Origin of the sequence: Streptomyces sp. JJ36, from assembly GCF_021696945.1 — a bacterium.
Lineage (GTDB): Bacteria > Actinomycetota > Actinomycetes > Streptomycetales > Streptomycetaceae > Streptomyces.
Window position 1 is genome coordinate 38,745 of record NZ_JACYHE010000043.1, and the last position, 11,812, is coordinate 50,556.

Annotated in this window: 8 protein-coding genes; 5 read left to right on the forward strand and 3 right to left on the reverse strand. The window is 76.1% G+C overall.

The annotated features are described in order from the left end of the window. Positions 1-120 precede the first annotated feature (120 nt). Positions 121-549 (forward strand): organic hydroperoxide resistance protein, encoded by a 429-nt coding sequence (locus HOY81_RS17105; protein ID WP_237321294.1) that lies wholly within the window; start codon positions 121-123, stop codon positions 547-549. A 90-nt stretch (positions 550-639) separates the two neighbouring features. Here HOY81_RS17105 and HOY81_RS17110 read toward each other — a convergent pair whose 3' ends face one another. The 3 genes from HOY81_RS17110 to HOY81_RS17120 all read right to left on the reverse strand — a co-directional run bounded on the left by HOY81_RS17110 (position 640) and on the right by HOY81_RS17120 (position 3,464). After that, a complete protein-coding gene (locus tag HOY81_RS17110; protein WP_237321295.1) occupies positions 640-1,680 on the reverse strand; it encodes an alcohol dehydrogenase catalytic domain-containing protein in 1,041 nt (346 codons plus the stop codon). Positions 1,681-1,941: 261 nt separating this feature from the next. Continuing rightward, positions 1,942-3,177 carry a helix-turn-helix domain-containing protein gene (locus HOY81_RS17115; protein WP_237321296.1) on the reverse strand — a complete coding sequence of 412 codons (1,236 nt, stop codon included), beginning with the start codon at positions 3,175-3,177 and terminating at the stop codon, positions 1,942-1,944. Continuing rightward, positions 3,174-3,464: a hypothetical protein gene (locus HOY81_RS17120; protein WP_237321305.1), complete on the reverse strand. Its 291-nt coding sequence runs from the start codon at positions 3,462-3,464 to the stop codon at positions 3,174-3,176. The genes HOY81_RS17115 and HOY81_RS17120 overlap by 4 nt, the downstream gene beginning before the upstream one ends. Positions 3,465-3,666: 202 nt before the next feature. Between HOY81_RS17120 and HOY81_RS17125 the strand changes: the two genes are divergently transcribed. From HOY81_RS17125 to HOY81_RS17140, 4 genes are all read left to right on the forward strand, one after another. Continuing rightward, on the forward strand, positions 3,667-4,656 hold the full coding sequence (locus HOY81_RS17125; protein WP_237321297.1) for a DUF3068 domain-containing protein: 990 nt from the start codon (positions 3,667-3,669) through the stop codon (positions 4,654-4,656). 372 nt (positions 4,657-5,028) lie between these two features. After that, on the forward strand, positions 5,029-6,282 hold the full coding sequence (locus HOY81_RS17130; RefSeq protein ID WP_237321298.1) for a glycosyltransferase family 4 protein: 1,254 nt from the start codon (positions 5,029-5,031) through the stop codon (positions 6,280-6,282). A 209-nt stretch (positions 6,283-6,491) separates the two neighbouring features. Continuing rightward, entirely contained in the window at positions 6,492-7,262 is a 771-nt protein-coding gene (locus HOY81_RS17135; RefSeq protein ID WP_237321299.1) for a class I SAM-dependent methyltransferase, read from the forward strand. Beyond that, positions 7,259-11,671 carry an alpha-(1->3)-arabinofuranosyltransferase family protein gene (locus HOY81_RS17140; RefSeq protein WP_237321300.1) on the forward strand — a complete coding sequence of 1,471 codons (4,413 nt, stop codon included), beginning with the start codon at positions 7,259-7,261 and terminating at the stop codon, positions 11,669-11,671. Before HOY81_RS17135 ends, HOY81_RS17140 begins: the two co-directional genes overlap by 4 nt. Positions 11,672-11,812: the final 141 nt, after the last annotated feature.

The following is an 11,812-nucleotide window of genomic DNA, read 5'->3' on the forward strand; positions in this document are numbered from 1 at the left end:
CCGTGCCACACCGCACCGGCCGCCTGCCGGGCCCGCCGGGGAGTGCGGATAGTCTCGCAACGGCACCGCCGGGGTCCTGGGCGCGAGCCCCCGGTGCCACGCGACGTAACAGGAGGATTCATGTCCATCCAGCCCATCGACGTCAAGTACACCGCGGTCGCCACCGCCGAGAACGGCCGCGACGGCCGGGTCGCCACCGACGACGGCCGGCTCGACGTGGTCGTCAACCCGCCGGAGGCGATGGGCGGCAGTGGCGCGGGCACCAACCCGGAGCAGCTCTTCGCCGCCGGGTACAGCGCCTGCTTCCAGGGGGCGCTGGGCGTCGTCGCCCGGCGGGAGAACGCGGACGTCTCCGGCTCCACGGTGACCGCCGAGGTCGGCATCGGCTCCACCCCGGAGGGCGGCTTCGGGCTGACGGTCGAGCTGACCGCGAGCATCCCGGCAGTGGACACCGCCACCGCCAAGGAACTGCTGGAGAAGGCCCACGAGGTCTGCCCGTATTCCTCGGCCACCCGGGGGAACATAGCCGTCTCGCTGAACGTCGCCTGACCCGCGTCGGCACGGCCCGTGTGCCCGTCCCGCGCCGCGGGGCGGGCACACCGCGTCCGAGGCCCGTGCGGCCGGTCTGCGGGGGCCGCCTCAGACGGCCCCCGGGTCCGGACCCGTGGTGAGCAGCACCTTGCCGACGTCCGGGTCGGCGCTGGCGGCCAGCGCGATCGCCTCGTCGAAGCGGGTGAGCGGCAGTTCGTGCGTGATCAGCGGCGCGGGATCGAGCAGGCCGGTGGCCAGTGCCCGCACCGCATGAGACCAGGCCGCGGGCGGTGCGCCGAAGACGGCACGGACGGTGAGCCGGGCGGTCACCAGCCGGACGGGGTCGATGCCGCGCGCCGCGGGCCCGGACAGCCCGGTGAGCACCACCCGTCCCCCGCGCCGCGCCATCCGGCAGGCGTCCTGTGCCGTGCCGGGCGCCCCGGCGGTCTCCAGCACCAGGTCGAAGTGGTCACTGTCGCCGTCCTCGGGCGCACGCGCCCGGGTCGCCCCCAGGGTCAGCGCCCGCTCGGCCCGGCGCAGCCGGGGGTCGACGACCAGCAACTCCGCGGGAGAGGAGGCGGCCAGGAGCTGGACGGCCAGCAGCCCGAGGGTTCCGGCCCCGAGGACCGCGACCCGCTCGCCGGGCCGCGGCTCGGCGGCGAGCACCGCGTCCGCGACCACGGCGGCCGGCTCGAGCAGGGCGGCGGCGCGCAGGTCCGCGTGGTCGGGCAGGGGGTGAAGCAGCCGCGCGGGCACGAGCAGCGAGTCCGCGAAGGCCCCGGGGCGGGTGAAGCCGATCTCGTCGTAGCCCTCCCGGCAGAGCATGGTCAGCCCCTCGCGGCACCGCTCGCAGGACTGGCAGGAGCGGAAGCCCTCGGCGACGGTCTTGCGACCGACCAGCCCCGGGTCCACCCCCTCCCCCACCGCGTCCACCGTGCCCGACCACTCGTGTCCCGGGGTGACGGGATAGCGTACGTACTCCGGTTCGCGGGTGCCCTCGTACACCTCGCGGTCGCTCGCACAGATGCCCGCGGCGTGCACGGAGATCCGGGCCTCCCCGGGTCCCGGCTCCGCGCGGACTCCTCTGACCAGCCGGTGTTCCCCTGGGGCGTCGATCACGATGGCTCGGGCGGTGGTGGTCGTGGTCACCGCGACTCCCTTCGTCCGCCGCCGGGGCGGCGGTCACTGCTGCGGCACGTGCAGGTTCCGTTTCCGCGGCGGTGCGCCTGCCGAACCGGATGCGCTGCTGGGAGAATTGTGCCGCCGCGCCCTGGCGGAGATCGACCCGGACCCGCGCCCCGCGCCCCGCCTGACGGAGCCTCACACGGAGGTACGGGCAGCAGGCGCAGGCCGCTGCGTACGACGTCGTGCGCGGGCGTGCCCTCGGGGCCGGGGAGGCGGGTGGGCGAGTCAGGTGCGTGCGCCGGAGCCCAGTTCGCCACGCAGCCGCATGGTGCGGAGCACCAGTTCCAGCTCGAACCGGCTGTCGGGGTGTTCCATCTCCGTGCCCCACAGCTCGCGGATCTGCCGCAACCGGTAGCGCACCGTCTGCGGGTGGACGCCGAGCCGGGTGGCGACCTCCGGAGCGCCGCCCCGGGTCTCCAGCCACGCCAGCAGCGTCTCGGCGAGCCGCCGGCCGTGCGCGGGGCCGCAGCCGTCCAGCGGGGCGAGCCGCCGCCGGGTCAGATCGCCGATCAGTTCCTCGGGCGGCAACAGCACCAGGGCCTCGGTGTGCTCGGTGCAGGGCAGCAGTTCGCCGCCGGGCAGCAGTCCCCGCTCGATGAGCGCAACGGCGGACTCCGCCCAGTTCAGCGACTTCGCCGCCTCGGTGACCGGCACCGGCGGCCCCATGGCCCCCGCCCAGCCGGCGGTGGCCCGCCGGAGCAGGTCGGCCCGGCCGGGCGCGCCGGGTTCAGGCACCACCATGCGGGGCTGCTCGCACTCCATGTCGAGCAGCACCTCCTCGCCGACGGCGGGCGGCACCGCCGAGCGGGACGGCCGCAGCAGCACCGCGACGGCGACCGTGCGCGGCACGGTCCAGCCGATCCGGGCGGCGCGGTCGGCGATCAGCTCGGTGAGCTCACCGCCCGGCCGGTGGTGCTCGGAGAGCAGCAGGTCCAGCAGCCGCCGCTGGAGCCGTAGCCGTTCGCCCGCGCGCCGCGCGGCGGCCTCGGCGTAGCCGCGCACCGACTCGGCCACCAGCTGGTCCAGGTAGGCGAAGCCGGCGTCCGCGAGCTCGTACATCGCGGGTGGCGGGATCTCCAGTTCGGTGCCGATCTCGGAGTAGCGCCGCCAGGCGAGCCGGATGCCCAGCCGGTACATGGCCTGCAGCGAGTCGAGGCTGCGGCCCTCGAGCACCTCGCCCCGGCCGAACTCCTGGAAGACCTGTGGCGGCGGATGGGCGGCGGGGTGCCCGCCGGCGGTGAGCTGGTCGATGAAGTGCTCCAGCGCCCGGCGGATGCCGATCAGCGCCTTCGGTTCCCCGGAGTCGTCGAGGGTGAGGGAGAGTTTCGGGTGCTCGCGCCGGATCTCGCGGAGGATCTTTCCGGCGAGTTCCGGCACCTCGGCGTGGGCACGTTCGGCGAAGCGCCGGACCCGCAGCGCGGGTACGTCCAGCCAGGCGGCGCCGACGGTGGTCGCGGTCACGGCCGCTCCTCCGCCGCGCCACCCCTACCGGGCGAACCACTCCTCACGGGCGATCCGGTCTTCTCGGATGGCTCGGGCTTTCCGGGCGCCCCCGGGCTCCCGGAGGGGTCCGGCTCCCGGGAGGGCCCGGTCTCACCGGCCTCGCGCGGCGAGCTGTGGAAGTGCACCAGCGGGACGTTGGGCTGCTCGGGCGTCGCATGCAGCGCGGCGACGATCCCCAGCGCCGTGCCGGCCGCGAGCGAGGCGGCGACGACGCAGGTCAGGGCGGCTGCGAGGAGTCTGTGCATGGCGCGACGAACCTCTCTCGTGAGTGCGCACCAGCCCGCCCCAGGGCTACACCCGCTGGAAGTTACTCGAGTGTCAAATAGTCATTGACTCGGTGTCAAGGCGTCCCTTACGTTTCCGGCTCATACCCGGGCCTCCACAGCGGCCCTCCCGAACGCGCACCGCTCCCCCACCGCGTCACCTCACCTCGGAAGGTGTTCCGACATGCGCCGTTCCGCCTCCCCTCTCTCGCTCGTCCTGCTGGGCCTGGGCGTGTTCCTGCTGGTGCTGGCCCCGCTGCTGGCGTGGTACGTGGAGCCGCGGGCGAAGCGCACGCCGATCGACGTCGAGTCCACCACCGTCCTCACCGGCACCGGGAGCTACTTCGACCAGCAGGCGCTGAAGACCCGGAAGGGCGAGAAGCTGACGGTCACCCGCCGGGTGCTGGGGAACGTCGCCGAGAGCGACAAGCACGACGTCGCGGTGTGGGACGTGTCACAGACCATCGACACCCCCACCACGCTCAAGCGGGACGACCCCCGCAAGTCCTTCCAGTGGACCACCGAACGCTGGGTCACCGACCCCAGGACCAACCGGCCGGTGCACTGCTGCGAGGAGTCCCCGGCGCCCTTCGCCGGGGAGGCCTACCTGAAGTTCCCCTTCGACGTCGAGGAGCGCGGTTACACCTGGTGGGACAGCACGCTCGGAGACACCGTCCCGCTCCGCCACACCGGCCGGGAGCGGGTCAAGGGCCACGAGGGCCTGCGCTTCTCGGGCTCCGTCGACCCCGTGCGGGTGGGCCACCGGCAGGTGCCGGGCCTGCTCGTGGACGAGCCGGAGCGGGGCCAGGTGCAGGCCGAGGAGTGGTACGCCAACGAGGACATCGATCTCGTCGTCGACCAGCGCACCGGACGGCTGCTGCGGGTGAGCATCGCCCCGCGGGTGACCCTGCGGGCCCCCGGCGGTGAGAAGGACGCCGTCACCCTGCTCCGGAGCGACAAGCTGGAGTTCACCGACGCCACCCAGCGCGAACAGGTACGGCTCGCGGCGCGGGACGGCAGAAAGCTGCAGCTCGTGGGTGAGACCGCCCCGCTGGCGGGCGCCGCCGCCGGCGTACCCCTCGCCCTCTCCGGGGCCGTGCTGGCGGCGCGCGGCAGGCGGCCGCGACGCGGCACTCCCGGACACGCACAGAATGATGAAACGTCCGGCCGGTAGTCCGCCGAAATTGTCATACCGGTGAGTAGCACGAGCGCAGGAAGCCGCTCAGACTGATCCGACACCGCGCAAACCAGCCCGTTCCCGCCCCTACGGGCCCACCGCCCGGCACACTCCGGAACCCCGAACCCGCCGCACCTCCCGTCCCTCTCGCACCACCGCTCCCCCGCACCACCGCTCTGCCGCACCACCGCTCCCCCGCATGACGGCGGATGCGCACCCACCGCTCCCCGGGCCCCCACACCCGCCCGGCCGGCGGCCGGTCCCCGCACCGACCAGCACCTCACCCCCCCCACACCACCGCGAGGCGACATGCGCAAGGCCCTCCCCTCCCCCCGCGCTCCCCGCATCCCGAGACGAGTTGGAGCACCCATGCCCCAGCACGTGCCACCGTCCCCGGCCGCCGAGGCCGCGGCCCCCTCCCCCGCCCGTACCGGCTCCCGCAGACCGCTTCCCGGTCTGCCCGACTCCGCCGGCCTCCCCGGCCTCCCCGACCGGGGCGCCGCGCCCACCGCCGGGCTGCGGACGCAGCCGCCCGGGCCCGGCCTCCCCCGCCGGATCGTCTTCCTGGCCCGGCGCGATCTCGGGAACCCCGCCGCCGGAGGCTCCGAGCTCCTCGTCGACCGGATCGCCGACGGCCTCACCGACCACGGCCACCAGGTGACCCTGCTCTGCGGCGGCCCGGCCGCCTACCGCGACTACCGCGTGGTGTCCGCCGGAGGCGACGCGGACCACTTCCTCCGCGCCCGGCGCGCCCTCGCCCGCCAGGTCGGCGACTGCGACCTGCTGGTGGAGGTGTGCAACGGCATGCCCTATCTGGCGCCACTGTGGCACCGCGGCCCGACCCTGTGCCTGGTCAACCACGTGCACACGGACCTGTGGCAGATGCGCTACCCCGCCCCCGCCGCCCGGCTGGGCCGCCGCCTGGAGCACTGGGCCCTGGCCGGCAGCCACCGCCGCAACCTGAAGGTCGCCGTCTCCCGGTCCACCGCCGCGGCCCTCGCCGCGCTGGGCGTGCCCGAGGAGGACGTCCGCGTCGTGCACAACGGTGTCGAGGAGCCCGGGCCCCTCCTCCCGGAGGCGCCCGAGCCGCTCTTCCTGGCCATGGGCCGGCTCGTCGAGTACAAGCGGATCGATCTCCTGCTGCGCCTGTGGGAGCGGGTGCGCCCGGTCACCGGCGGCCGCCTGGTCATCGTGGGGGACGGCCCGGAACGCGCCCGGCTGGAGGCGATGGCGGGCCCGGACGTGTCCTTCGCCGGGCATGTCAGCGAGGCCGAGAAGCACCGGCTGCTCTGCCGGGCGTGGCTGCTGCTGCACCCGTCGATGGTGGAGGGCTGGGGCCTGGTGGTCACCGAGGCGGCCGCCCGCGGCACCCCGGCCGTCGGGTTCGACATCCCCGGGCTCCGCGACTCCGTGGAGGACGGCCGTACGGGCCTGCTGGCCCGCGGCGAGAGCTCCTTCGCCGCGCACTGGTGCACGGTCGCCCTCTCGCCGCGGCGCCGGGAGGCGCTCGGCCGCGCCGCGGAGCTGCGGGCCCGCCGCTTCCGGTGGGCGAACACCGTACGGAGCTTCCGTGCCGTCGCGGCGGAGGCGTACGCACGCGCGGCAGCCGTCCCGGCCGCCTGACGCCCGGGCACGGGGACCGGGCCCCGTCCCGCCGCCGGGGTCGCCCCTGTCCGTGCCCCTCCGACCCCTCCTCCGACCCCTCCTTCCCCGCTCTCCTCGCCCCACCGGCCGGCCGCCGCTCCGGGCGGCCCGCTCACTCAGCTCACCCATCCCGGCCGCCGCGCACGCCCGGCCGTACGACCACGGACACCCGGAAGGCGGTGCCCCCGATGCGTACCCCCACCCCGCAGGACACGGGCCCGCACGCGCTCCCGCGGGACCCCTCACTGCGCAGATCCCTGGCCCTGTTCCGGGCCTTCCGGCGCGAACCGCGCGAGCCCGACCAGTGCTACCGGCTGCTCGCCCGCGACGCGGCCCGGCAGGTCGAGCGGTACGTGCCGCTGCGCGGGGCCACCGTCGTCGACGTCGGCGGCGGCAGCGGGCACTTCACCGAGGAGTTCCGCCGCCGCGGCGCCCAGGCCTATCTCTTCGAGCCGGACCCGGCCGAGCTGCGCGGGTCCGGCCGCCGGCCGGACGGCGCGGTCCTCGCCGACGGCTATCTGCTGCCGCTCGCCGACGGCGCCGCCGACGTGTGCTTCTCCTCGAACGTGCTGGAGCACGTCGCGGACCCGCAGACCTTCCTCTCCGAGATGGTGCGGGTGACCCGCCCCGGCGGGCTGATCTACGTGTCCTTCACCAACTGGTACTCGCCGTGGGGCGGGCACGAGACCGCGCCCTGGCACTACCTCGGCGCGGGCCGCGCCCGGGACCGGTACCGGCGGCGGACCGGCCGGGACGCCAAGCACACGCTCGGCGAGAACCTCTTCGCCCTGCACGTCGGCCCCACCCTGCGACGGGTGCGGGCCCGCGACGACGTGGAGATCCTCTCCGCCCGCTCCCGCTACTGGCCGTTCCTGCCCGGCGCCGTCACCCGCGTCCCCGGGCTGCGCGAGTTCGCGACCTGGAACCTCCTCCTCATCCTCCGGCGGTGCCCCCGATGACCACGACCGTCAGCAGCCCGCAGGCCCCCGCGGAGCCGGACCGCCCCGAGCCCGGCACCGGGCCGCCGGCGCCCGGCGGCGCGGACGCCCCGCGCGGCAGGCGGGTGCTCCTCGGCTTCTGGGCCGCGGTCTTCGTCTGCTTCCTGGCCGCGGCGCCGGGGAAGACGACCTTCGACACCAAGCTGGGCGTGGTGACGGACCCCCTGCGGTTCCTCTCCGACCTGGGCGGGCTCTGGCAGGACCGGGCCGGCTTCGGCGGCATCGCCGACCAGTACGTCGGCTACGCCTTCCCGATGCTGCCGTACTACGCACTGACCGATCTGGCGCAGATCCCGACCTGGCTGGCGGAGCGGCTGTGGCTGTCGCTAGTGGTGAGCACCGCCTTCTGGGGCGCGCTGCGGCTCACCGAGCGGTTCGGCGTCGGCAGCGGCCGGTCCCGGCTGCTCGCCGCCGTCTGCTACGCGCTCTGGCCGGTCTTCACCATCGTGGTCGGCTCCACCTCGGCGGCCGCGCTGCCCGGCGCCCTGCTGCCCTGGGTGCTTCTCCCGCTCACCTCGGCCACCGCCTCCCCCCGGGTCGCCGCCGCGCGTTCCGCGCTGCTCATCCCGTTCATGGGTGGGGTGAACGCCGCCTCCACCCTGGCCTCGCTGCTGCCCGTCGGGCTGTTCCTGCTGACCCGCACGGGGCGGCGCCGCCGCACGCTGCTCGCCTGGTGGACGCCGGGCGTGCTGCTGGCCACCGTCTGGTGGGTGGTGCCGCTGCTGCTGCTCGGCACCTACGGCGAGGACTTCATGCCGTACGTGGAGCAGGCGGACACCACCACCGGCACCATGTCCGCCACGGAGCTGCTGCGCGGCGCCGGCAACTGGACGGCGTACCTCTACTACGGCGAGGCGTGGCTGCCCGCCGGGTGGGCCATGGCCACCGGGGTGCTCGCCGTCCTGGGCAGTGCGCTGGCCGCCGCGCTGGGGCTGGCCGGGCTGGCCCGCCGCGACCTGCCGGAGCGGCGCTGGCTGGTGCTGACCGTAGTGACCGTCGCCGGGATCACGCTGGCCGGGTACGCGGGGGCGCTGGGCGGTCCCTTCGCCGGGACGGTGCAGGAGTGGCTGGACGGCTGGCTGCGGCCGTTCCGCAACATCTACAAGTTCCAGCCGGGGCTCGCCCTGGCGCTGGTGTTCGGGCTGGCGCATCTGCCGGCCGTGGCCTCCCGCAGGACGGAGCCCCGCCGCGGGGGCGCCCGCCGGCAGGCCGCCCGCCGGCCCGGTGCCCGGCGGCTGCTGCCGGCCGCCGCCGCGGCCCTGGTGCTGCCCGGCCTCGCACTCCCCTACCTCACCGGGGACGTCCTCCAGCCCGGAGCGTTCGACCGGCTGCCCGCGCACTGGGAGAAGACGGCGGGCTGGCTGAAGAAGCACTCCCCGGACACACGTGCCTATGTCACCCCGGCCACCGCGCACGGCATCCACACCTGGGGCTCCCCCATCGACGACCCGCTGCACGTGCTGGCCGAATCCCCCTGGGCCCAGCGCGACTACGTGCCGTTCGGCACCCCCGGCAACCGGCGGGCGCTGGACGCCGTCGAACGGGCCATGGCCTCCGGCGGGGCGGTGCCCGGGCTGGCCGGCTACCTGGCCCGCGCCGGGCTGCACCATGTGGTGGTACGCAACGACCTGGACCCGGACCAGATCGGCTACGTACCACCGCAGCAGGTCCGGCGGACCCTGGAGGCCTCCGGATACGAGCGGGTGAAGAGCTTCGGCCCGCGGGTGACCGGCGGCCGCATCCCGCCGGGGACGCCGCTGGAGGTCGCCGCGCTCTTCCCCCGCCCGCGTGCGGTGGACATCTGGGAGCCGGTGGACCGCCGCGCGCCCGGCGAGGTGGCCCTGAAGCCGGTCGCGGAGACCGTCGCCGTCAGCGGCGGGCCGGAGGCGCTGCTGCCGCTGGGGGACGACCCGCGAGTGGCGGGCCGGCCCGCGGTGCTCACCGGCGACGCCCACCCCGGCCTTCCGGCACCGGCGGTGCAGGTGCGCGGCGACGGGATGCGGCGGGCGGACACCCGCTTCGGGCTGGTCAACCACAACACCTCCGCGACGTACGGGCCCCGGCAGCGCAACGCGCCGGACGCCGTCCAGGACCCGGGCGAGGAGCCGAAGCAGATCCTGCCGCTGGACGGCGTACGGCACCAGACCACCGCGACCCTGCGCGGCGCCCGCTCCGTGACGGCCTCCAGCAGCGGCAACTGGCTGTTCCACCTGCCGCAGTTCGAACCGGTGAACGCCTTCGACGGCGACCCGGACACCGCCTGGGCCGAGGGCACCCCGGCCGAGCCGGTGGGCCAGTGGATACGGATCGCCTTCGACGGGCCCACCGAGGTGCCCGGCTCCCTCCGGGTCACCCCGCTCCCCGGGGACCAGGTGCGCGCCGTCCCCACCCGCGTGCGGGTGGAGACCGAGCGCGGCACGGCGGAGAGCGCCCTCCAGCCGGACGGCGGCCCGCAGCGCATCAAGGCGCCGCGCGGCACCACGGAGTGGCTGCGGCTCACCGTCACCGGCGCCGAGAGCGCCTCCGCCGGGCTCACCGGCGCCGGTTTCGCCGAGATCACCGTCCCGGACGTCCAGGTCACCAAGATGCTGCGGCTCCCCGCCGACGGCACCCGCCACCGCGCAGGCGGCGAACTGGTCTCGCTGCACCGGGCCGACGACCCCAGCGGCGTGCTTCCGGTCTCCGGCGAGCGCGGGCTGCACCGCAGGTTCCGCACGGAGCAGGCCGCCGACTACACCGTCGCCGCGCGGGCCGTCCCGGTGGCGGGCGAGGAGCTGGACCGCCTGCTCGACGAGGTCGCGCCCGGCTCCAGGGACCGGCTCACCGCCACCGCCGCCTCCACCAGCCGGCTGGCCACCGCCACCGGCCCGCGGAGCCTCGTCGACAAGGACCTGACCACCGCCTGGATCGCGGGCGACGACCCCACGATCCGGCTCCGCTGGCCGGAGAAACGGAAGGTCGGAGAGGTGGTGCTGGCCGGCGCCGGCGGCATCACGGCCCGCCCGACCGAGGTGCGGATCAGCTCCCCGGACGGCGCCGCCACCGTGGGCGTCGACGAGAACGGCTGGGCGCGCTTCGACCCGATCGAGACGGATGCGCTCGACATCACCGTCACCGGGACCGAGGAGCGCACCGTGCACAACCCGTTCGCGGGGCGGCACCTGCAACTGCCCGTCGGGCTCAGCGAGGTGCACCTGCCCGCGCTCAGCGACCTGCGGGCGCCCGCGCCCGCCCCGGACCGGACGTTCGAGCTGCCCTGCGGCCGGGGCCCGGCGCTCGCGGTGGACGGCACCCTGCACGCCACCAAGGCCTCCGGCACCGTGCGCGACCTGACGGAGCGCCGCCCCGTCGAGGTCGAGCTGTGCGCGGGCGAGGCGAAGGACGGCGTGCTGGAGCTGCCGGCCGGACGGCACACCGTCGAGGCCGGGAACGCGGGTCCGCTCGCGCTCAGCGGCGTCACGCTGGGCCGGGGGTCCGCCGCGGAGCCCGGGCGCCCCGCCGCCGGCCGGGACGACCGGCCGGTACGCGCCCTGGACTGGGACGGCGACCACCGCGAGGTGCGGGTCGGCGAGGGCGGTACCGACACGGGCGCCGCGTATCTCCAGACGTACCAGAACGTCAACGAGGGGTGGCGCGCCACGCTGGACGGGGAGGAACTGACCCCGCTCCGGCTGGACGGCTGGCAGCAGGGCTTCCTCGTCCCGGAGGGCGCGAGCGGCGTGATCACGCTCGAGTACGAGCCCGCGAACTGGTACCGCGCCTCCCTCTACGCCGGCGGCGCCGGAATCGTGGTGCTGCTCGCCCTGGCCTTCCTGCGCCCCCGTGCGGGCCGCCCGCTGGGCGCCGGCGAACCGGCGGACGGCAGCGCGGTGCCACGCCCCGGCTGGGTGCTGGGGGTCGTGGTGCTCACCGCCGTGCTGGTGCTGATCGCCGGCCCGTACGCACTGGTGGTGCCGGTGCTCGCGCTGGTGGCCCGGTTCCGGCCGGGGGCGCTGGTGCCGCTGGCGCTGCTGGCCATGGCCGGTGCGGGCGTCGCCGCGGCGGTGGGCGCGGCCACCGGCGGGCCCGGGATCGCCGCGGGCGAGGGGGCGTTCGGGCATCCGGCACAGGCACTGGCGCTGCTGGCGCTCGCGGCCGCGCTGGTGACGGTGCCGTCCCGCGGGACCGCGCCGGACGGCGAGCCCGGGGACGGGACCCTGGCCGCCCCGGGCGCGGCGGGCCCGCCGGTGGTCGCCGCGCCGCCCGGACCCGGCGGTTTCCGGGAGCCCGCGCCGCCGGGCCGGCCGGGCGCCGGACCGCAGCCCACGGTGCCCCTCCCGGCCGCGGACGGGCACGGAACCCACGGACCCGGGGAGGTCCCGCGTCGATGACCGCACCCCAGCAGAACGCAGGAGAGACCCCGGCCGCCCCGGCGTCCCCGGGGCCGCCGACGGGCCGGCCGGGCGCCGGGACCGGGCCGGCCGGGCGCAGTCCGGGGGCCGCACCACGCGCATCCGCGGCCCCGGGACACC

Coding starts and splice junctions, on each gene's coding strand:
- HOY81_RS17120 (WP_237321305.1), bottom strand. CDS start 3,464: ATGCACAGACTCCTCGCAGCCGCCCTGACCTGCGTCGTCGCCGCCTCG.
- HOY81_RS17140 (WP_237321300.1), top strand. CDS start 7,259: ATGACCACGACCGTCAGCAGCCCGCAGGCCCCCGCGGAGCCGGACCGC.
- HOY81_RS17135 (WP_237321299.1), top strand. CDS start 6,492: ATGCGTACCCCCACCCCGCAGGACACGGGCCCGCACGCGCTCCCGCGG.
- HOY81_RS17125 (WP_237321297.1), top strand. CDS start 3,667: ATGCGCCGTTCCGCCTCCCCTCTCTCGCTCGTCCTGCTGGGCCTGGGC.
- HOY81_RS17130 (WP_237321298.1), top strand. CDS start 5,029: ATGCCCCAGCACGTGCCACCGTCCCCGGCCGCCGAGGCCGCGGCCCCC.
- HOY81_RS17105 (WP_237321294.1), top strand. CDS start 121: ATGTCCATCCAGCCCATCGACGTCAAGTACACCGCGGTCGCCACCGCC.